General features: G+C 41.7%; 21 protein-coding genes. All 21 read right to left on the reverse strand.

The features are described from left to right. Nucleotides 1-41: 41 nt before the first annotated feature. Nucleotides 42-1,040 carry a hypothetical protein gene (locus tag G631_RS0116700; RefSeq protein ID WP_026490407.1) on the reverse strand — a complete coding sequence of 333 codons (999 nt, stop codon included), beginning with the start codon at nucleotides 1,038-1,040 and terminating at the stop codon, nucleotides 42-44. 37 nt (nucleotides 1,041-1,077) lie between these two features. Continuing rightward, nucleotides 1,078-1,545: a hypothetical protein gene (locus G631_RS0116705; RefSeq protein WP_026490408.1), complete on the reverse strand. Its 468-nt coding sequence runs from the start codon at nucleotides 1,543-1,545 to the stop codon at nucleotides 1,078-1,080. Between the two features lie 741 nt (nucleotides 1,546-2,286). Next, nucleotides 2,287-3,519 (reverse strand): hypothetical protein, encoded by a 1,233-nt coding sequence (locus G631_RS0116715; protein WP_026490409.1) that lies wholly within the window; start codon nucleotides 3,517-3,519, stop codon nucleotides 2,287-2,289. Continuing rightward, nucleotides 3,509-4,258, reverse strand: coding sequence for a hypothetical protein (locus tag G631_RS0116720; RefSeq protein WP_155833957.1), 750 nt, complete (start codon nucleotides 4,256-4,258; stop codon nucleotides 3,509-3,511). Before G631_RS0116720 ends, G631_RS0116715 begins: the two co-directional genes overlap by 11 nt. A gap of 484 nt (nucleotides 4,259-4,742) precedes the next feature. Then, nucleotides 4,743-4,964 (reverse strand): hypothetical protein, encoded by a 222-nt coding sequence (locus G631_RS0116725; protein WP_035789975.1) that lies wholly within the window; start codon nucleotides 4,962-4,964, stop codon nucleotides 4,743-4,745. Next, nucleotides 4,961-5,209, reverse strand: a complete 249-nt coding sequence (locus G631_RS0116730) for a hypothetical protein (protein ID WP_026490412.1) — start codon at nucleotides 5,207-5,209, stop codon at nucleotides 4,961-4,963. The genes G631_RS0116725 and G631_RS0116730 overlap by 4 nt, the downstream gene beginning before the upstream one ends. Before the next feature lie 417 nt (nucleotides 5,210-5,626). After that, complete coding sequence (locus G631_RS0116735; RefSeq protein ID WP_026490413.1) at nucleotides 5,627-6,439, reverse strand: tetratricopeptide repeat protein; 813 nt, start codon at nucleotides 6,437-6,439, stop codon at nucleotides 5,627-5,629. 42 nt (nucleotides 6,440-6,481) lie between these two features. Continuing rightward, complete coding sequence (locus G631_RS0116740; RefSeq protein ID WP_026490414.1) at nucleotides 6,482-7,444, reverse strand: vWA domain-containing protein; 963 nt, start codon at nucleotides 7,442-7,444, stop codon at nucleotides 6,482-6,484. Continuing rightward, nucleotides 7,441-8,559 (reverse strand): hypothetical protein, encoded by a 1,119-nt coding sequence (locus G631_RS0116745; protein ID WP_026490415.1) that lies wholly within the window; start codon nucleotides 8,557-8,559, stop codon nucleotides 7,441-7,443. The genes G631_RS0116740 and G631_RS0116745 overlap by 4 nt, the downstream gene beginning before the upstream one ends. Beyond that, a complete protein-coding gene (locus G631_RS0116750) occupies nucleotides 8,550-9,044 on the reverse strand; it encodes a hypothetical protein (RefSeq protein ID WP_026490416.1) in 495 nt (164 codons plus the stop codon). The genes G631_RS0116745 and G631_RS0116750 overlap by 10 nt, the downstream gene beginning before the upstream one ends. Continuing rightward, a complete protein-coding gene (locus G631_RS0116755) occupies nucleotides 9,010-9,909 on the reverse strand; it encodes a DUF58 domain-containing protein (RefSeq protein WP_081671398.1) in 900 nt (299 codons plus the stop codon). Before G631_RS0116755 ends, G631_RS0116750 begins: the two co-directional genes overlap by 35 nt. Before the next feature lie 192 nt (nucleotides 9,910-10,101). Next, nucleotides 10,102-11,136: an AAA family ATPase gene (locus G631_RS0116760; protein ID WP_092063370.1), complete on the reverse strand. Its 1,035-nt coding sequence runs from the start codon at nucleotides 11,134-11,136 to the stop codon at nucleotides 10,102-10,104. Nucleotides 11,137-11,237: 101 nt separating this feature from the next. After that, the gene (metF, locus tag G631_RS0116765) at nucleotides 11,238-12,101 is read right to left on the reverse strand and encodes a methylenetetrahydrofolate reductase [NAD(P)H] (protein WP_026490419.1); all 864 of its coding nucleotides are present in this window, start codon (nucleotides 12,099-12,101) and stop codon (nucleotides 11,238-11,240) included. A 579-nt stretch (nucleotides 12,102-12,680) separates the two neighbouring features. Further along, nucleotides 12,681-14,114 carry an adenylosuccinate lyase gene (gene purB, locus G631_RS0116775; RefSeq protein WP_026490420.1) on the reverse strand — a complete coding sequence of 478 codons (1,434 nt, stop codon included), beginning with the start codon at nucleotides 14,112-14,114 and terminating at the stop codon, nucleotides 12,681-12,683. A gap of 196 nt (nucleotides 14,115-14,310) precedes the next feature. Further along, nucleotides 14,311-15,753 (reverse strand): amidophosphoribosyltransferase, encoded by a 1,443-nt coding sequence (gene purF, locus G631_RS0116780; protein WP_026490421.1) that lies wholly within the window; start codon nucleotides 15,751-15,753, stop codon nucleotides 14,311-14,313. Nucleotides 15,754-15,905: 152 nt separating this feature from the next. Next, nucleotides 15,906-16,568: a methionine ABC transporter permease gene (locus G631_RS0116790; RefSeq protein ID WP_035789976.1), complete on the reverse strand. Its 663-nt coding sequence runs from the start codon at nucleotides 16,566-16,568 to the stop codon at nucleotides 15,906-15,908. Further along, nucleotides 16,568-17,539 carry a methionine ABC transporter ATP-binding protein gene (locus tag G631_RS0116795; RefSeq protein ID WP_026490423.1) on the reverse strand — a complete coding sequence of 324 codons (972 nt, stop codon included), beginning with the start codon at nucleotides 17,537-17,539 and terminating at the stop codon, nucleotides 16,568-16,570. The genes G631_RS0116790 and G631_RS0116795 overlap by 1 nt, the downstream gene beginning before the upstream one ends. 182 nt (nucleotides 17,540-17,721) lie before the next feature. After that, nucleotides 17,722-18,645: a MetQ/NlpA family ABC transporter substrate-binding protein gene (locus G631_RS0116800; protein ID WP_026490424.1), complete on the reverse strand. Its 924-nt coding sequence runs from the start codon at nucleotides 18,643-18,645 to the stop codon at nucleotides 17,722-17,724. Nucleotides 18,646-18,823: 178 nt separating this feature from the next. Further along, nucleotides 18,824-20,017, reverse strand: a complete 1,194-nt coding sequence (locus G631_RS0116805) for a hypothetical protein (RefSeq protein ID WP_026490425.1) — start codon at nucleotides 20,015-20,017, stop codon at nucleotides 18,824-18,826. A gap of 45 nt (nucleotides 20,018-20,062) precedes the next feature. Then, a complete protein-coding gene (locus tag G631_RS0116810) occupies nucleotides 20,063-20,911 on the reverse strand; it encodes a hypothetical protein (protein ID WP_026490426.1) in 849 nt (282 codons plus the stop codon). 61 nt (nucleotides 20,912-20,972) lie between these two features. Then, complete coding sequence (locus G631_RS0116815; RefSeq protein WP_026490427.1) at nucleotides 20,973-22,274, reverse strand: DUF5716 family protein; 1,302 nt, start codon at nucleotides 22,272-22,274, stop codon at nucleotides 20,973-20,975.

Consider the following 22,274-nt stretch of genomic DNA (forward strand, 5'->3'; position numbering starts at 1 on the left):
AGAGGGCTATCAACCCGATAGCCCTCAAAAGGATCAACTATTTAGTTTGACGTAACCGTAACTACATCCTCATGGTCATCACTGTACTTAACTTTTACACTAGCCCATGCAGCACTTACATTTTTAAGTGTAAGCTTGCCATCAGCTATAGTATAATGTGTACCTGATACACCATTAACTGAATTTCCATCACCCTTCACAATAGTGATTCCTGATACAGTAACCCCTGAAGGAAGAGTCAATGTCAATACTGCATCTGCTCCCGCTGCAACAGAACTCTTATCTACATACGCATCTTTATGCTCTGCTGCACTCCAAGTAAGCTTGATTGAAGGAGTAGCTTCATCAGCATCTGTCCATGTAGCATTAGTATTGATTGCGCCTGTTACAAAGAATGACTTTTTATTCCATGCAGCAGGAGATGCAATCTGTTGATATGCATATGTAGCTTTTCCATCACCACCTACAGTTCTTTTTACTTCAAAGTTTGTTGGAACACCAGCAATCTTCATGGTAAATGTTGTTGCAGTAGTACCAACTGGAACCACATTTGCATCATCACCTGTATCCGCTCCAGTTTCAGCAACTGCAAGATAAATTTCCTTATCCTTCTGATCAGCTGTCCATGTTCCAGTGGTAGCGAAGCCAATATTACCAGTATATTCTGCGGCAAGCTCTACCTTAACACTTACGTCTAGATCCTGTGCATTCTCATTTGTTATTTCTACAGCTTGGCTCTTATTATCAAATTTACTGTCCGCTGTTGGGAAATAAACATATGTATCACCTGAAGCAGGATACAAAGCCTTTATGTCATCATCTGCATATCTAGTGATAAGTTTGTTTGGGTCAGCAGTATAATTGAATATTCCAGCACCGACTGTTGGATATGTAACTGCTACTGCAAGATATTCAGGTTCAACGCCTTCAAATGTTCCACTACCTGTTGCGGTCGTATCTGCCGCAAAGGCTGTTACTGCACTGCCAAATGCAAGTGTTGCTACAAGTAAAGTTGCTGTTAATTTCTTGAATAATTTCATTGGTTTAATCCTCCTTGATTAAAAAAATTCTTTAAGGTCACTGCTCCACAGTGACCACTACTGCCACTCTTATTGTATCAAATGTAACCTGATTTTCGTCTACAAGATGATACTCAGCCACACAATCATATACTCCTGGATCAAGGTCTTGATCTAATTTAAAATTCTTAAGTTCGGCCCCGACAGGAATTATTGGAGATTTATAGAGAATATCCTCTTCATTGTCAGACCTAAATAAATCGAAGTATACATCTGATACATTCTTTTCTGAATTTTTTACATATGCGTCTGCAGAAGTGGATGTTCCATCAGGAAAATGCCAGTCATAGGTCATAATCGCCGTGTATGTTCCATCAAATCCTTCGGGAATATTCGCATTTGATTGCTGTTCTGATTCTTCTGAAACAGCCTCTTTTAAAATATCCTGAACGTTATCCTCAGTAACAATCACACTTCTTTTTTCTTCTGGTTCAGTTTCTTGTTTTAATGTGTTTGTTACAACCACTGCTGAAACTGCAACTGCTACAACTGCTACTGCTGAACCTATGACGATTGGTAATTTGTTTGCTCCTGATCCCGTAAAATCACCCTCTTTTCTATTGTGTATTTACTCGTATCTTTGTAGATGAATAATAACCATATATTTAAGGTGGTTGTTCTCTCACCTCCTTCTGCAGATTCTTGTCTGCATCTATGGTATGCTTTTGCTTATTCTTCTTTTTTTCAATGTGCATCGGCATCACCCCTCTTCGACTTCTAGTAGCTTTACTTGTAACTAGATTAGCTTGGAGTCTGACGATGAATTCCGATTATTTCGTATAACAGATCCGTTTTTTTCTGATAATATACAGATAATTAAACCCTGTATTTCTTAATTATCTTAAAATCATAGATTAATTATACAAAATATTGAAAACACCGTCAATTTCTGTTCACATCTTGTGCTCAATCATATCTAGCACCTTTTATATCGACATATTAGCATATTACTTTAGCTTTGTTTGGAAAGTTTTTATTAAATCAAAAATGCCGCAGCCATGCGGTTTTGCAGTGGTTGCGGCTTGATTTTAAGTGTTTATAAAGTTTTTATAAAGCGTATATAAATAGATGTTTCGAAGATTTTCTTTTATTTCAATCTGGAGTGAGGATTTATTTCAAAGATACTTCTTGGCTTGTGCTTTGGTAAGTTGATATTGAGAGCATAACTGCTCTAATATAGTTTTCTGTTTTGTGTTTTTCGAATCTCCTAATTCTTTAAATTATTGGGGCGTTGGTTCTTATATGGCGGGCCATATACATATTCTTCCATTTCCTTGGCCAGACTAATTTCAATACCGTGTTGAAATTCCAGGAATAAATCAAGCTTAAGGCTATAGCTATCTGATATTTGCTGTGCACGCTCTTCTCTTAGCCCGTATTGGCAGTAAAATTCCAAAGTCTCATTGGGTGTAGGCAAGAGATCCGCTTTTACAATGCTCTTATCATGTATGAGCTTAAGTCTGTCGATTTCTCTTTTCTCTATGCCAGTATTCTCCATTCTAACAAGAGATACCCGATCAAGGGCATATGGCGAATCAAAAAACATTGAATTACCATTATCATAAATTGGAGCCATGGATTTAAGCCTTAAGGTGTCAGAGTCTCTGAGGACGCCAAAATTATGCCAATGGCGATCTGAGTTAGAGGACACAAAGTCTATAGATATCATATAGTCCAGAAACTTGCGGACATAATCTTTTTCCAAACCTCCATCAACGCAGGCTGTAACATATTTTTCAAGTTCTGTCTGTCCTGAATAATCGCTAATGCCATGACCACAAGTCAGGTCAAATGCAGAAATAAGCTCTAAGTTCTGGTTAGTAAAGTACTTACATCTTGATAGTTCGCAGATTCCCTGTTCGTTTCTTATCACAGTATAGGGCGTATATTCCTGCCAACCTTGCCTTTTGTGTATTTCAGATACAAATAATTCGTTTATGTTCTGCTGAGCATCGGGATACTTGGGATTAAACTTCTTGTCCAAATACCACCCATCCTCAAGTTTCACAGACTCTTTATCAAGCGTTCCACCCAGAGCCGCATCTGGAGACTCGGAATAATGAGGGCAGCCATTGGAGTCATGGAAATGCTGCGAATCAAGGCCATGGTCAAAAAGATTAACTTCTTCCCATTTCAGCAATCGGTAATCAAAGGGGCACACCCAATATGTGTCCGTAAGGCTTAGGCCTAAATTCTTGAGCAAAAACTCAGGAGAGCTATCGCAACCGTACTTACCAAGTAGCTCGGAAAGCCTGTCCCTCCCTTCAGGAATTGCTCTATCTCTCCACCAGCGGTATATGCTCTTCTCTTCCTGGATAGGAATAAAGGGAACATAGGCAGGTTGTAAAATATGCGCATTGTGCATTTCTCCATCTTCACTGATCTGTAGGAGCGCCACATCTATGTTTTTATGTCTTAGAATATAATCCCTATTTCCCATAATATCTCCTGAGTGCATCGTCCATATCTATTTTTCTAATATACTCCTTAATTCTGGAAGAAAAAGAAAATCGCCTCATATCATCTGTTATATCAGGATAATCCATGTCAATCATGAACTCACAATGCTGACCGTGGTATGTAAAGTTCACAATATATCCGCTTTTCTGCCTTGATGCCTTGTAAGCTATTCCCTCCCTTGTTTTCCCCTTGAGCACGTCTTTTGACTTTTCTTTTATCTGAATTCCTGCATCACTAATTGCATTATCTATCACCATTGCAGCATCAGACATATATATGGGAATATCGCTGATATTTAGCTCTGGCACATATACTAAAGGTGCTGAAAATTTTCTCTTTCTGTAAGTGGCAACAGCTCTATATTCGTGTTTATTTTCCATGGCCTCTATGTGAAACATGGCATGAAACCTTGGGCTAACACCAACCGATCCGTGAAGCATTCTAAAACCTGCATACTTCTCAGGAAGTCTTACCTTACCCTCCACATTTTCTTCTGTCGGCACTCCTGAGAGCATCTCAATGTCCTGGGATAACCTTGCTATTCTCTGCTGGATTATTTCTCTTTGTGCTAAAGCCTTCAAATATATATCTTTGTCCTCTTCCGACAAGTAAACGGATACTATCTCGCCATTCTTGTCCCTATATTGAAGGTAATCATAAACTTTCTGCCCTATACGTTTATGGCTGATATAACCATCTATATCATATTTTCTGATCAAGGCCTTCTTTATATTAAGCTGAGTCTGTAGTTGTGATTTAAGATCACGCAAAAAAATCCGATAGTTCATATTAACCTCAATATTTCATTTTCTTTTCTTTATGTAGGTTAACTTCATAATATAACTATACAAATAATCCGTCAATAATGACTGCAAAATAAATGTCAGCGGCTCTACAATATTAAAATGCCGCAAGTAGCAAACTTAAACTACTTGCGGCATCTTAATCTCATAAATACTTTTTGGCTTGTGCTTTGGTAAGTTGATATTGAGAACATATCTCTTCTAGTATCGACTTATCATCAAGCTTCATTTTTCGAAGGATTGTTACAGCTCCAGATACTCCTTTGTCAAATCCCTGTTTTTCCGCTTTTTCAAAGAAGTCGTCCGAAAATTAATCTCTAAACATTCCACCCATATTTTTTATCACCCTCTATCATAAACGTATTGGCTAACAAGGCCAAACGTTAACGTAAAAATGGACTTAATTCTCTTGAGAAGATTTACTTTCAAAGCTCGAGAGATAATCATCTATTGCATCGTGAAAGTCCTTCTTTAACTCTTTTATTGTCTCACCTTCATATGAAACAATGTCATTTGGATTTTTAAGATTACGCACATGTCCATATAAAATGTCCGCTTCTGTATCAATTTCAATACTTCCAATGAATCCCTTATATTCAAGAACGTTAGATATATTGCTCATATCAAATCCTCCCTCTGCAAGAACATAATGATGTCTTTTATTGCATATTCTTTAAAGTAACTGTAGTCATGTGGCTTATGAAAGGCCAGCTTCCCACCACAAGGTGATATCAACATACATCTTGATCCGCTCCCTTTCTGAGAAATGGTGCATCCAAGTGCAGATGCTAATCCCTTTAGCTCAAAATACGTGTAATCACGCGGAACAGACAGCAATCTTTCTATCCGTTTTTCCTTTGTTGACATAATGTAATTATACTCCCTTCAATTATTTAACGCATCTTTCCTAGTACATAAAAATCTAGTATTTGAAAAAATCTGATCCTGCCAAGATTGAGTTCTTATACAGCGCCTTAGACACGCTGCCTGCATGATCAGTTGCTCTGAGTGAGCAAGTAGAAAGAGAATATCATTTATATTTGGTTCTGTAAATAGATATGGAATAAGATTAATAAAATCGCAAGAATTTTACTGTATACTAATAATCAATAAATGTATATTCGAGTACGCCTATTCATATTCTTTCATAACCTTTCACAACCTTTCGTAACCTTTCACAACTTCTTTTTTCTTTCACAACCTTTCGTAACCTTTCATAACTTTTCACAACTTTTTTCTCAAAAAAAGCCAGAAGAGACCTAACATCCCTTCTGGCTTACTATCTTACCATGGCTTATATCTTCCGCCACCGCCGCCATAGCCGGAACCGGCATCCTCGCCGTCTTTTTTGTCACCGCCCTGGCCATCGCTGTAGCTGCCCCATTTTTTCAGATCGTCCTGGTTCTTGCTACGCTCATCAAGGGCATCTTTCTTTTCACCCTCGAGTTCCTTCTGGAGACGCTTTTCCTTTTCGGACTGAGACTTATCGTCTTCCGACTGGGAATTATCCTGCTGGCCGCTGTTGTCCTGCTTGTTATCCTGCTGGTCCTGATTGTCCTTAGACTGGTCGCCCTGCTGGTTCTTGAGTTTCTCGATCATAGCATCGATGTCCTCTTTTAGCTGCTGGGCATCATCGTCTCTGTGGCCTTCGCCGTCCTCTGTAGCCCAGTTATTCACAAGAAGCACGTCCCTGGCCTTATATAGCACTACAAGAGCAGTATCAATTTCTTCCTTAGAATCCATATTCTGCCAGTCGATGCCGTAGCACATGGCAAGAGCAAGGTTAATTCTGATGTCGCACTCTTTCTCTCCATAAGGGAAAAGAGAAAGCGCCTCATTATAGTACCCTACTGCACTGGCATAATCGCCGTTTTCATAGGCTACATTTCCAAGGTTATAATAAGGAAGGTAGCTTTCTGGCACATTTAATTTAAGAAGTCCTTCTTCTTTCTCAGTCTTGTACTCACCCTCTGCATAAGCCTTCACAAAGAGGTGGTTATTGATGATCCTGAAAAAGAGAATTCCTGAAGAAATCCCAAATATAAGAGCCACTAACAATATAAAGTAAACTCTAAGAGGAATCTTTTTAAAGTCCATATTGTCCCCTTTCACATTTCCAATTCTTTTTTATTAACGCTATCACAGTCTGCCTTTTCTGATGAAGACCACGCCCTCAACTATGAGCATAGCTGCCAAAAGAGCTGCATAATAATAGTAGGTATCGATATATCTTTCTGCGCCGTCTCCAGTCTCAACTACAGTTGCAGCCTGCTGCTTGATGACTTCAATAGAAGCTGAAAGCGGGGAGTTCCCACCGTTTAAGTTAAGGTACTGAACTCCAAGCTCTCCGGCGATTTTCTGTAAATTCTCCTCATCAATCTTGGAGATAGCATCTGTGTGAGTATCGTAGTCGTAGATGTAGCTATGGCCTTCCTTCATCTTGCCGCCAGTAGCTGATCCATAGCCCAGAACTGCGCCGGTATCAATGTACTGAGCAAATTGAGAGTAGTCAACAGCCTGTTCTTCAGGGTTTGTGACCTCTCCATCGCTGATAAAGAAAACTATAGTCTTTCTGTTCTCTTTTTTATTAGAAGATTCCAGAAGCCCCTGAATATCTCTATAAGGAATGCCCATGTTACTTCCTGTTGAGTAGTAGCTGTCCGGAGTGATCATAACATCAAGAAGATTCTCGATATACTGCATATCCTGCGTAAATGGTGAAAGAACTCTTGCGCTGTCATCAAAGCTCACCAAAGCGAAATTTGATCCTGCAAGTTCATTCATTATGTAGTTGATATCTGCCTTGACACCGTCCATACGGGGGTTCTTACCATTATAATCAAGTGCCCACATACTGATCGTGTTATCCACAACAAAGAGAACATCAAGGTTCTTGGTCATGAACTCATAGTTGGTATCAACCTTTACTGGCCTAAGGCCTATGACAAATACTAAAATGTAGATAATTGTCATCCTGCAAAGAGATGCAATTTTTTCAAGTGTCTTTACCTTATTTCTTATAATCACAAAGGCTGTGGCACCAAAGAATAAGGCAAATACAAATATCATAAATCCAATTGGAAAAATAGGTTGTATCTTCATTTCTGTAACACCAATCCTGCCGCGCAGGTAAATGCGAGGCATATAATAAGGGCTATAAATGGCGGTCTTGGCACATCCTGTGTTTCTCTGGACATTACCATATTGGCCGTAATAACCTCTTTTTTCGTGATATCTTTTACTATAGCTGAAACCGGAAGATCGTCTGTTCTGACGTAAAGCGTGCCACCAGTTGTTGCCATTGCATTTGCAAGTTCCTGTTTGCAAGCGGAATAGCTATACTCCTCCGGATCGTAGAAATCCTCTTCATCAGGGAAAATTCCGTACACAGTAACATCATTGCTCTGGCAGTACTTGGCCGCCGTGTTCACATCCATGATCTGCTTGTATCCCCAGCTCTCATTAAGTTCATTATCAGTACTGAGGATGATAAATCTTGTCCTATCCTTTTCCCCAAGATAAGGGAAGGTATAAAGAGCTGTTCCAAGGCCCTCTCCAATAAGAGATGATCCCTTACTTGAGTTGTGGTGCAGAGTTCCGGCATCGTAGTACTCAAGTTTCTCTCTAAGCGCCATGTATTTCTCATACACATCGTCCGGATAATCTGAGAGGTATGTGCCGTATACATCATAATATTCCTCATACAGCTCTTTTTGCATAACGAAGTAATTGGATAGCTCACCCAGCTTCATTTCTACGTAATCGTAGTCATCCGTCATTGGAACATAAGTAACTGTAGAAGTATTAAAAATGTTAACGCCAATCCTGTCTCCCGCAAGGCCGTGAACTACGCCCTTTAGGTAATCCACAAGCTCCATATTAAGGTCATAAAGTGAATAGGATACATCCATGCAGATGATGATATCTCTTTTCTTGACCCCTGTGTAAACGTCCTGAGTCTTATAGGGCCTTGCCACCAGGAAAAGAGATGACAAAATGCTTCCGACCATTCCAATGGCCAATGCTGCCCTTAGTACGTTGTACTGCTTGTTCAGCGATTTATAAACCTTAGAAGATTTGATGAGGGAAGTGTTTGAAGCCTTAACTCCGTGTGTGTATTTCTCTTTTCCCTCATATTTGATAAAAAAGGCCAATGCTGCCGCTATTGCTGTGATGATAAGTCCCACAACAATGGCCCATACATTCATTAACTCCATGTTCTGATCACTCCTAATGCAATATTACAGGAGTTTACGAAATCCCTGCCACTTGCTCTTTCTTCCTCAGCAAATTCAGGAACATAATACTCCTCCATCAGGTTATCAAGATGCCTGATACCAAAGGCTTTGATCTCGGCCTTGGTGTAGTTTTCCACATTTATGCCTGTGGCCTCCTTGACAAAGCCTCTTATTAGAAGGCTAAGGCGCTGGTAGGCAGTTCTTTTGTCCATGGATTTGTTACCATAGGCAAGGGATAGCTGCTGAAGCTGGCCAATGTAGTCTTCCTTGATCTGATACAGCAATTTGGCAGGCGGAGTCTTTATCTGAGACTTGGGCTTGCTAAAAAGCTTAGAGAAAATGTGGAAATATTTATTCAGCACATAAAGAACTATCGCTATTGCAGCTGCTGCCAAGATAGCTGCTATTAAGATAACCCACCAGTAATATTCAAAGGGTGGTTGTAATGTAACCGTAGTAACCATGTCTATACCTTTCCAACAAATCTATTGTCGCATCAATGATCTGGCTCTCAGTGCTGATGCTGGTGAGGCCAACCTTGTTCTGCTTGCACAAAAAAGATGCGGCGTTTAGTATTTCTCCGTGAATCCTGACCTCTTCCTCGTGGAGCTTCTTGTTATGGGAAAAGAAAAGCTTCTCATAGAGGCTTACATCTATATCATAGACGATATCTCCAGTAAGCATGGCATCCTCGATGTTGATGATCATAAGGTCATGATCTGTGGTGATTCCCCTTAACATGTTTCCGTCAAGGTTCTTGAGTCCCTCCATATCTGTGATAAGGAAAATGATCATCTTTTTGTGGACGGTACTCATCACCTCTTTTATAACCTCATTGACACTGATTTCCTGGTCCTGATCCATATTTTTTTCCAGGTCATAAATGAGCTTTTCCATGTGCTCAGGGCCTGAGCGGAAAAGAGATACCATAGCCTTGTTGCCATTTGGATAAGCCAGAGCATAATCCGCTCCGTTCCTACCTGTGATGTAGGCGATAGTTCCAAAGGTCATAAGAGCCAGTTCCTTCTTGGCATCTCCTCCCGGAGTGTCGCCTCGCATCTTGCGACCGCAGTCGCAGACAAACATTACATTGTGTCTTCTGTCTGTCATGTACCTGCGGACCAGTATATCTCCCATTCTGGAAGAAGATTTCCAGTCAATATCGTGAACATCGTCGCCAAAGCTGTATTCCTTGAGGTCGTCAAATTCCATGCTGCGGCCGCGATGTATAGAGTGGAAGTCACCATCAAGAATGTTGGAGGTTTTCCTATTTGTATAAAGAGCTACTGCTCTTCGTATCCTCGATAAGTATTCATAATCTAGTTTCATTTTTTGTTACCTGAAATGTCAGTCGTGAATATATTATGTTGCTCATAGTTCTAGACATTACGACAAGCCAAATCATTGGATTTGTCTTGTCTCCATAGAACTAAAATCGCTCCATATATATATTCACTCCTGACACTATGTATTCAAATATACTAATATATAAATTCATCTAGCTTTTTGGGGGTTGATGCGTTATGGTGTCTTTACTGAGTTTACGATTCCGTCGATAACCTGCTCAACTGAAATATTATCAGCAACTGCAGAATAGTTAAGGCCAATCCTGTGACGAAGGACCTGGTGGCTAACTGCCTTAACATCATCAGGAGTAACGTAGGTTCTGCCCTGCATAAGAGCTGCAGCCCTTGCCATCTTAAGGAATGCAATAGAAGCACGAGGTGAGCAGCCAATTCTTACATACTTGCCAACTTCGCAGCCTGGAATCTGGTTTGCTCTTCTAGAAGCAACTACGATTGATGAAATGTACCACTTAACGGACTCATCAACATATACCTTGTCGCAGATATCCTGAACACGGTCAACGTCCTGAATTGTAAGAACAGGAGGTGTTGTCTGTGAAATTGATCCATTCTCAATTCTGTTAAGGATCTCAACTTCCTCAGAAGCAAGAGGATATGTGATAACTTCCTTGATGAGGAATCTATCAGTCTGAGCCTCAGAAAGAGGATATGTACCTTCCTGCTCGATAGGGTTCTGTGTAGCAATTACGGTAAAGATATCCTGAGGCATCTTGTAGGTTGTGCCACCAATAGTTACCTGCTTCTCCTGCATGGCTTCCAGCATGGCTGACTGTGTCTTGGCACTTGAACGGTTTACCTCATCCAGAAGTACAAAGTTTGCAAATACAGGTCCAAGGATTGTCTCAAACTTGCCATTAGCCTGATTGTAGATCTGTGTACCAATGATGTCTCCAGGAAGAAGGTCTGGTGTGCACTGTATACGTGCAAACTTACCATCTACTGCATCTGAAATAGCCTTGGCTGCTGTTGTCTTAGCAAGTCCAGGAACTGACTCAATAAGGATATGACCATCGGCAATGATAGCTCCAATAAGTGAGAACTTGAGCTGTTGCTGGCCTACAACCTTGGCATCATAATAATCTGAAAGTCTCTTTATTACTTCCTGTGCGTAGTTGTATTCCTCCTCTGTAATCTTGATATTAGACCCTGGCTGCCCAGGATTCTGATTATTCATGTTCTGCTCGTTCATTTTGTAAACCTCTGTTTCTGAATTATATATATTTGCGGTTTCCACCGCATTTCTTGCGTCTTTACTATATGTACAGTTGCAAGCCTAGAATTGTTGCGAACTTATCTAATGATAGTAGCAAGGTTTCTCATAATGCCTGCAGCGATGTCAGGCTTGTTCATTGAGTACACGTGGATGTGGCTGACGCCATTGGAAATCAGGTCGATGATCTGGTCGCTGGCATAGATTATTCCTGCCTCCTTCATCTTCTGAGGATCATCTGCAAATCTATCCACCATGATCTTCATCTTCTGTGGAATAGTTGAACCTGAAAGAGCAACGCTTCTTGCAACCTGTCTTGCATTTGTAATAGGCATGATTCCTGGGACTACAGGAACATCAATTCCTTTTTCCCTGATGCGGTAGAGGAACTGATACAAAGTTGAATTGTCAAAAAACATCTGTGTAGTCAAAAAGTCACAGCCTGCCTCAACTTTTTCTTTTAAATGCTCTATATCCTCTGACTGGCGGGCGCACTCAACATGTCCCTCCGGGTAGCAGGCTCCACCTATGCAGAAAGAGTCATCCTGACTCTTAATATCATAGATGAGCTGAGTTGCATGGTCGTAGTCGTAGCAGATTCTTCCTTCCTTGGGGATATCTCCACGAAGAGCCATGATATTCTCGATGCCCTTTTCCTTGTAGACAGTGATCATATCCTTAACAAATTCTCTTGTGGAGGACACACAGGTAAGATGCGCCAGAACTGGCGTATTGTACTTGTTCTGAAGGTCAGCTGCTATATTAGCTGTATTCTTGCTGGTTCCGCCACCAGCGCCATAGGTAACACTCATGAAGTCAGGCTTTAGTGCTGCAATTTCTGCTGCCGCCTTCTCCACTGCTTCGTACCCATCGTCAGTCTTGGGCGGGAACACTTCAAATGAGAGTGTTACTTCTTTATTCTGAAAGATTTCTTTTATGGTCATATACTTCCCCCTTTTTTTCTAATTTTCGGCAGACTATTTTTGCCTGTCGTATCTGCCGAAATTTCACTTTTTCCATTTTTCGGCAGTTTCATTTGGCCGATATCATCTGCCTGAATTTCACTTTTTCTAATTTGCGGCAGACTGTTTTTACCTGTTATACCTGCCTAAATTTCACTTTTTCTGATTTCCGGCAGTTCCATTTGGCCGATATCATCTGCCTAATTTCAGTTTTCCTAATTTGCGGCAGACTATTTTTACCTGTTATATCTGCCGAATTTTCACTTTTTCCAATTTTCGGCAGTTCCATTTGGCCGATATCGTCTGCCTAAATTCAGTTTTCCTAATTTGCGGCAGACTATTTTTGCCCGTTGTATCTGCCGAATTTTCATTCTATGCAAAAGTAGCAGTATTATTCTTTCAAATCCTACTGCTACTTTCTCCAATTCTGCCAAAAGTAGCAGAACACTCTATTATTTTCTACTGCCACTAAGAGATTGGTCCCACGTTTCTTTCAACACAATAGCATCACTGGTAGCAGATAACCGTAGTCTTCAAACATTTCTGCCAAAAGACATTTTATCACACATTGATTTCAGCTGTAACCCCAAGAAGCTCAGCATTTTCATCAAGGATTGGCTGAACAACTTCAGAAAGGAACTTCTCAACCTGGTGAACACTGCAGCCTACATACTTCTGAGGATCCATAGATGCCTTGAGGTCTTCAAGTGACATATGGAAAGCAGGATCGGCAGCGATAAGTTCGAGAAGGTTATTCTCCTTGCCCTCTACCTTAACATTCTTGCCAGCTTCCATGGAAAGCTCACGAATTCTCTCGTGAAGTTCCTGTCTGTCTCCACCTGCCTTAACAGCATCCATCATGATATTCTCAGTTGCCATGAATGGAAGTTCAGACATAAGGCGCTTCTCAATTACCTTAGGATAAACAACAAGGCCATCTACTACGTTGAGGCACAGGTCAAGGACGCCATCTGTAGCAAGGAAGCCCTCTGGAATAGAAAGTCTCTTATTTGCAGAATCATCAAGGGTTCTCTCAAACCACTGTGAAACCTCTGTGATAGCAGGGTTAAGTGTATCTACGATCACATATCTTGAGAGTGAGCAGATTCTCTCACTTCTCATAGGATTTCTCTTGTAAGCCATAGCTGAAGATCCGATCTGGCTCTTTTCAAATGGTTCCTCAACCTCCTTGAGGTGCTGAAGAAGTCTGATATCCTGTGCCATCTTGGTTGCTGATGAACAGATTCCAGCAAGTACATTTATAACCTTCATATCTATCTTGCGGCTGTAGGTCTGGCCTGAAACAGCCATGCATCCCTTAAAGCCCATCTTCTCAGCAAGCATTGGATCAAGCTTGTCAACCTTGGAAAGGTCGCCGTCAAAGAGTTCCAGGAAAGAAGCCTGTGTTCCTGTTGTTCCCTTTGAACCAAGAAGTTTCATATTATCAAGAACGTAATCAAGGTCCTCAAGGTCAATTGTGAAATCCTGAAGCCAGAGGCAGGCTCTTTTACCAACTGTTGTAGGCTGAGCTGGCTGGAAATGTGTAAAGCCAAGAGTTGCCTGAGCCTTGTATTTATCAGCAAATTTTGAGAGCTCTGCAATTACGTTAACAAGCTTCTTACGAACAAGTTTAAGAGCCTCAGTCATCACGATAATATCTGTGTTATCGCCAACGTAGCAGCTTGTAGCGCCAAGGTGAATGATTCCCTTAGCCTTGGGGCACTGCTGGCCATAGGCATAAACATGGCTCATTACGTCGTGGCGAACTTCCTTCTCACGGGCAATGGCTACTTCGTAGTTAATGTCGTCCTTGTGAGCCTTGAGCTCATCTATCTGCTCCTGTGTGATATTAAGACCTAACTCGTGTTCTATCTCAGCAAGGGCAATCCATAGTCTCCTCCAGGTTCTGAACTTCATATCCTGGGAAAAGATATACTGCATTTCCTTACTTGCATAACGCTCTGATAATGGGCTTGTGTAACGATCTGTACTCATTGTTTTCCTCCGTTGTATTCATATTATATGTATTTCGCGATAATACGCATGGCTCCGCTTCGCTCTCGCCATGCTACGTACATTCGTAAATCGAAATACTCACTTCGTTCGTATTTCTTTTTTACTCATGTACGTTGTGTCTTCGAATAAATGCAATCTCTTCTGCTAGCAGAAGATTGCATTTACTCTCATCCACTTATCGCTCAAAATCCCCTCTGATATCATCCTTTGGTGGGTCTACGGGGTAGTTGCCTGTAAAGCAACCCTTGCAGATTCCAAGGTTTCCGCCAACCATTTCCTCAAGTCTTTCTATATTAAGATATGCAAGGGAGTCTGCTCCGATTATCTTGCATATGTCATCAACATTTCTGTTGTAGGCAATAAGCTGATCTCTTGCTGGTACATCAGTTCCAAAGTAGCAAGGCCATAAAAATGGCGGTGAGCTGACTCTCATGTGAACTTCCTTGGCGCCAGCATCACGGAGCATCCTGACGATACGGTCTGAAGTAGTTCCTCTTACGATGGAGTCATCAATCATGATGATCCTCTTACCCTCAACAGCGCTCTTTAAGGCATTGAGCTTGACCTGTACGCTGGATTCTCTGTTCTTTTGCTTGGGTTTAATAAAGGTTCTGCCTATGTATGAATTCTTAACAAAGGCCTGTCCATAAGGAATTCCAGATTCAAGTGAATATCCAAGGGCTGCAACATTGCCGGACTCAGGAACGCCAACTACCATATCGGCCTCTACTGGTGAATCCTTGGCCAAAAATCTTCCTGCAGCAATCCTGGCGTCGTATACACTGATGCCATCAATGTTACTGTCTGGTCTGGAAAAATAGATATATTCAAAAATACAACGAGCGTGCTTCTCTTTAAGAATGCACATGGATTTGTCTGAACGGATGCCATATTCAGGGGAAATAGTAACGATTTCTCCCGGCTCAACATCTCTTATAAAGGTAGCTCCAATAGTATCAAGAGCGCAGGTCTCGGAAGCCAGAACATAACAGTTCTCTCTTCTTCCTATTACAAGGGGCTTAAATCCGTAAGGATCTCTTGCACCGATGAGCTTTCTAGGTGACATGATAACAAGAGAATAAGCGCCCTTTATCTTGGTCATAGCCTTGCCAACGGCCTCCTCAACAGAGTTTGTCACAAGCCTCTCTCTAGCAATATGGTATGCAATTACTTCTGAATCAATTGTAGTCTGGAAAATCGCACCTGTATAAGCAAGCTCCTGACGAAGCTCCGGTGCATTGACAAGGTTACCATTATGGGCCAGAGCCAGGGTACCCTTTACATAATTAAGAACCAGCGGCTGCGCGTTTTCTCTTGTGCTGCTCCCCGCTGTAGAATAGCGCACATGTCCAACACCGATATCTCCCTTCAATTTATCAAGGATCTCCGGCGTAAATGCCTCATTGACAAGGCCCATATCCTTGTAGCTAAGGACCTTCCCTTTAGGACCGGCAGTCTCGCTGACAGCTATACCGCAGCTCTCCTGTCCCCTGTGCTGAAGCGACACAAGGCCATAATAAATGGACTCTGCCACATCTCCACCATCAAAATCGTACATGCCAAAAACGCCGCATTCCTCTCCCAGGCGCTTGTAGCTCTCTAATCTACTCTCGGTCATACTCTCTCCCAATTAGATCTTGTAATATAGATGAAATTATCATCCATTGGCACAACACCAAAAATATATCATCTGCCAACCTTATTTTCAACATACTTTTTGCATAAAAAACTACCGCAATCATCAAAAAGAATTGCGGTAGTAAACATCATTTAAGACATCTTTTTATACATATAGTTACCAATCATCTGTATAATCTGAACAAAGATGATCAGTATGATAGAGCAATAGAATAAAATCTCATAATTGCGGGCCTGATAACCGTATCTGATGGCAATATCGCCGACACCGCCTCCTCCTACTGTTCCAGCCATAGCTGAATAGCCAATAAGAGAAATGATAAGAAGAACTATTCCATTAAGCATCCTTGGAATAGACTCTTTTACATATACATGAATTAGAATCTGAAGGTTGGATGCGCCAAAAGATCTGGCGGCTTCTACAACTCCAGGATTAGTGCCACGAAGGCTTGTTTCAAACACTCTTGCAATAAAAGGAATTGCAGAAATAGTAAGTGGAACGATCATAGCTGTAGTTCCGATAGAAGTTCCCACGATAACTCTTGTAAAAGGAATCAGGATTACAAGAAGGATGATAAAGGGAAAGCTTCTAAACACGTTGATTATAAAGCTAAGAACCTCATATATGATCTTGTTGGGCTTAAGTCCGTCAGGAGCTGTGAGAGTAAGCACGATCCCCGGAATAAAGCCTAAGATTACGGAAAATATTGTGGACATAAAAGTCATATATAAAGTTTCTTTAAAAGCTTTTAAAAGTATTTCTGAATAACCTGCAGTAGATAATATTCCTGGCATTAGCGAACTACCTCCCATGTAACATTCTTGGAATCAAGGAAAGCGCAGGCCCTCTCAAGATCTTTTTCCTCCATATTAAGGACAAGGCTACCATAAACGTCCTCACGGAAGTCCTCGAGCTTGGCCCAGCAGATGTTAAAGTCTGTATGGAGTTCCTGAGCCATCTGTGTAACTATAGGCCTCTGATTGCCCTCTCCAAAGAAAAAGAGCTTAAGATTGACTCCATTTGTAGGAAGCTTGTCACTTTCTTCTCTGAGGAAGTCTCTGATTTCTCTCTCCTCAGGCCAGATAAAGAGCTTCTCAGGTCTTCCAACTGCAAGAACTCTTCCACCAGATAAAAAGGCCACTCTCTGGCAGATCTGCTTAACAACCTCCATCTGATGAGTAACAACCACGATGGTAATTCCAAGTTCTTTATTAATCTTCTGCAAAAGAGCTAGTATCTCCCTTGTAATCTCTGGATCAAGGGCACTTGTTGCCTCATCGCAGAGCAAAAATTCAGGATCGAGGACCAACGCTCTTGCAATAGCTACACGCTGCTTCTGTCCGCCTGATAACTCTCTTGGCTTGGCATGAACCTTATTCTCAAGGCCTACGAGCTTTAGGAGCTTTAATATCTTTTCCTTAGATTCCGCAGACCTAGGATTGATGCCCCAGAATTTCATAGGAAGAGCTACGTTCTGATAAACGTCAAGTCTCTCTAAGAGGTTAAATCCCTGGAAGATCATGCCCATCCTCTTCTGGAGAAGTCTAAGGCTCTGCTTGTTCCTGATGTCTACCTTCTGTCCCTCTACCAGGATCTGTCCGTCATCATAGGACTCAAGACCGTTTACGCAGCGAAGAAGGGTAGATTTACCAGCTCCTGACTGACCAATAATTCCAAAGATCTCACCTTTTTCAATTTCAATTGAGATATCCTTAAGAACTTCTGTATTCTTGAAGGACTTTTTAACATTTTTAATCTGTATCATATTCTTGTCTTTCTATAATCTATTCCATTATTCTGAAAGAGTATATCACAAAAAAGAGGCCTTTGCGAGCCGCTAATCAGCATGACTGACAGTCATAAGAAAAGATGCGCCGCAAACCCGCAGCGCACCTCTTCAATGGTAGGATGATTTTTATGACTTACTCGGCTAATTTTATTACTATTTTACTGTGCATCAATAAATGATGTGATAACAGCTCCCTTGTAGGTATCATCGATATACTTCTGAACTTTCTCAGACTGAAGCGCCTTTACAAGAGCCTTTGTCTTTTCTGAATCTTCTGATCCCTGCTTAACAACAAGGAAGTTTGTTCTCTTAACAGTTGTCTCATCGTCAAATGTCTCAATCTCAATAGCTGGATACTGGGCTGGAAGACCTGCCTCAAGAGCATAGTTACCATTTATTGCAGCAGCATCAAGATCAGGAAGTGCAAGTGTAAGCTGTGCAGCCTCAAGTGGAGTGATAACATATCCATGAGGGTTTGCCTCTGTATCTTTTGTCAGAGAATCTTCTGTGTAGCCCTCTTCTGTGCCGTATCCACCCTTAGAAACAAGAAGTCCCTTTGAAACAAGAAGATCAATTCCTCTCTCTGCGTTGTCAGGGTCATTAGGGATACCAATCTTGGCTCCATCAGGAATATCTGAAAGTGCTGTGTACTTCTGAGAATAGATACCCATTGGCTCAATGTGAACGCCTGCAACTGCTGCAAGGTGAAGACCTGCATCTGAGTTCTGCTGGTTCATGTATCCAAGTGTCTGGAAGTAGTTGGCATCAAGCTCGCCCTGTTCAAGGGATGTATTTGGAAGTACATAATCTGTAAATACTACAGTCTCAAGTGTCCAGCCGTCTTCTGCAAGAACTTCCTTGACAACGTTATCAAGAATCTCTGCGTGTGGAACTGCAGTTGCGCCTACTCTGATTGTCTTATCTGCAGAATCCTGTGCTGGAGCTGCCTCTGTATTAGCAGTTTCTGTAGTGTTATTCTCTGTAGTTGTTGTGCTCTCTGGTGCAGATGCTCCACAGCCTGTAAGAGCTGATACAGCAAGTGTTGCTGCAAGTACTAAAGATGCGAATGATTTCTTTTTCATAAACTTTTCCTCCTCGAATCGCTGAAACAATCCTACCTGCATATCTGAATTGCTCTGCGTTATCTTTAACATGTTCATATAATAGAACAAAAAAGACATCTTGTGAATACACCTATACTTTTATCAACCTATAAGTGGAAGTTATCATTACATTTGCGAAGGCAATGATCTATTCTCCTCACATCTCCGGATACTTCTCCTCATAGCGGGATACCATATCAAGAATTTCCTGAGTATACTCGGGATACTGTCTTGCCATGTCCTCAATTTCTGACTTGGCATTACCTGCAACGATATCCCTGTTGTATTCCATGCGCTTTCTAAGGGACTGCCTCCTGACATTCAGACTGTGCCTTATCTCAACTTCTTCATTGTGATCAAGAAGAGCTTCTGGCTGGTGAATCCAGATTTCAGGATCCCTGACCCTAAAGTGCCTCAGAATATAGATAAGATCCTTCTGGTTTGTATCAAGACTCTTTTGGGAATCCTCAAACTCTGCTCTTTCCTTGGCCTCCTGAATGTAGCGGTTATACATGCTTGTAAGTTCCTTGGCATTTGAAACCCTGTATTTAAGGCATAGATAATCTATCAGGTTTGTGTTGTTGACATATCGGATCTTTACCTGATTCTGCAGCATGATAAGCCTTGAGATTGACTTGCGAACAGTCTTTAGCTCAACCACAGAATTGGTACTATTGAAATACAGAAGAGTCACAGATACTGCCGCCAGCAAAACCGCGATCATATAGCCATAGACCACATTTAGCTCCAGCACAAACTGCAGGAATAAAAGAAAAATAATGCAGAGCCCCAGTGTAACGGCCACAGTAATAATTAGCTTTTTGCAGTTATCCACAGTATTTACAAGTTCTTCTTCTCTATATAGATACGCCTCATGCTCTCCATCAAGGCGCTTTAGATCATTCTTTATCTTCTTTTGGTAATCCTCGGCATCCGCAAGCTTTTTGGCACCTTCTCTTGCTTCCGAAGCAAGCCTCTCCATGTGTTCAAACTCTTCATCAGTCATCTTGCTCTTGCGGCGTGAGAATTTATCCTGCTGCTGTTGGGAATCAAGGAGTTTTTGGGCTATCTCATTGACTTCAAGTCGCTGCTCAGGCGGAAGTGCATTTATCTCATCGATATCCCTTAAGTGGCTGGTAACATCATTGTATTCAAACTCAAGAGAATCAAGTTCCCTTGCAGCCTCCTCCATCTGCTGAAGACAGCTTCCTATATACTCTCTTCGCTGAACAGGATCATCCATATCCAGCTCTTTTCTCGAGTAAACAATGTCATTCCAGTTTTCAAGCTCAGACTGGATCTGCCTCTCATCGATTTTTCTTTTACCGAAAATATCCTCAAGAAATCCCATATCATCCCCCATGTATGACTATTTCTCAATACTCATATTCGCAGTTTATTTACTTCCAATCTTATCCTTTATCAGGTTCCTGTACTCTATCTTAAGGCCCTGAGTTGTTTCCCCGACCTTCTCATAATACTCATGCATCTTACCCTCAGCCTTGTAAACAGCAATAGTTCCCAGAGCATGTTTCTCATCGCTTGCGCTGTAATGATCCTCAGCTTCGTTCATGCGCTTTTCAAGTTCAAGGGAAGCCTCGTAAGCATCCTCATTGTCAGCTATAAATGCCACATAGTCCTTGCTGCTCAGCCTCATTCTGACAGCAGCCAGATACTGGATATAGGACTCGTGGTCTCTACCATGCTCGTAGGCCTGCATGAACATCTTCTCAGCTCTCTCAAACAAAAAGAGCCTTGCATACATAACTCCCTCATTGTGCTCTATCCGGGCACGGAGCTTCCTGTCGATGTCTGGATCATTGTTCAAAAGATATTCATATTCCTTAAAAGCCATGCTATAGCGGCCATTTCTCATCAGGAAGTCTGCCCGTGAAAGGCGCTTTTGATAATCGTCCATTCCCGCATTTTCCCTAAGGATTGCCTCTACCTTGTCTATCTCTGCCTTGGTGTTATAGCCCACATAATCAAGAAGTGTTCCCGCAAGAGCAGCTACAGAGCACTTCCTGGCACGCATCTTCCTAAGATCATCTGCAAGTCTGTCGAGGCTGCACTCAGTGGCAATCCAGTCAAAAAGCTCATCACCAAAGCTCTCCTCATCCAAAAGAAATGCATTCTGGACAAAAAGATAACACAGCTCCTCGATGCAATACACATTGCGGCCAAGTTTATCAATATGATATGGATTTTTACCGTAGGTTCCTACGCATAGAATCGGTCTACCCATACAAACTCCTGTTACTAAAATATTGAAACGAATTGCCCCATAACCTGGCAATTTAGCAATTCTATAAGTCTATAACCTGTTCCCAGACCTGATTGGTGGCAGGAAAGATTTCCCCAAAGCCAAGGTCCTGAACTCTTATATAAACTTCATCTACAGCATTCATGGTCATATTAACCTGAAGCCTTGTGGTTCCACGAGGCCTCTTTTCAAGATCTTCAAGATATAGCTGGATTGTCCTGGGCTTGCCCCCAGTAAGTGGTGTTATCTGAAAATCCAGGACTCCCGTCTGGTCAACATAAATATCAAGCTGGGCCTGAGCCTCATACCAGTTGATGCCTGCATCCAAAATGGCATGGTAGGCCTCTTTCCCGCACTTTAAAAGATTAATTCCAATGTTGGACTTTAACTTATCCTCACCGAGAAATACATATTTCTGTGCATCCTCACTGGGGCGGATTCTCTCCCTTGCTGCAATTGTGGCCCCTTTACTAAAGAGGTTATTACCCTGAAAGACTCTCCTTGTCCTGCAGAGAAACTCAAGAGATCTCTTTGGCCATTTTTCCTTGAAGCCATCACCCAAAAGGAATACCGTAGATACAATCTTTTCCCCACATATCTTTTGCATTATATTAAGGAACTCATCGTCAAGCCTCTCGCAGGTCTTGTGGAAAAGAGCTGCATCCTTGGGAAATCCATCGCTCCCAACCCTGAGAGCATCGTAGCTTGAAGGAGTAATAGTAGCCACAATAGGCGTAGTATTGGGATTCAAATTCATATCATACACATGCAAAGTCTCAAGATCATAGTCGCAGGCGATGATCTCATGGTGCATCAGTTCTTCAGGCTGATAGAGCATGTAATTGTAAAAGCTCTCCTCGTGGCTCTGGTAAAAGATATTCGTGGTCTTAAGCTCCAGAGAAGCCGTAACTGCATTGAGCACCTGAACCATTCTGTGGTCAAGGCTCTTAGTGGTAAACATGATAGCTTCTACCTTTTCAAGAGCAAGCTCCATCGATAGAAGAGATAAACTTCTTTTTACAAATAAGGTCAAAAGAGCTATGGGATCATACTCAGAATCCCCAACCATTACTGACTTGCCATCCCTTGCAGCAGAAACCAGGTTGCAGACAGCATCAGCCTTCCCTTCATCAATCTGACGAAGAGCCTCCTTGCCGTAATACCACTGGTTTGCATCCTTTCTTTTGCAAAGGACAGTTGGAATATTATAAAGTTCAGCTCCCGCCAGTACTGAGAGTGTCTCGGGCATATCCGCATCAGAAGCTAAAAAGCTAATCTGTGACACTTTATCTCCCAGGTCATAGCCCAGTACAAAGCGTTTTTCATCTGAGTTACCAAAAAGCAT

The sequence above is a fragment of the Butyrivibrio sp. XBB1001 genome, assembly GCF_000424505.1.
Lineage (GTDB): Bacteria > Bacillota > Clostridia > Lachnospirales > Lachnospiraceae > Butyrivibrio.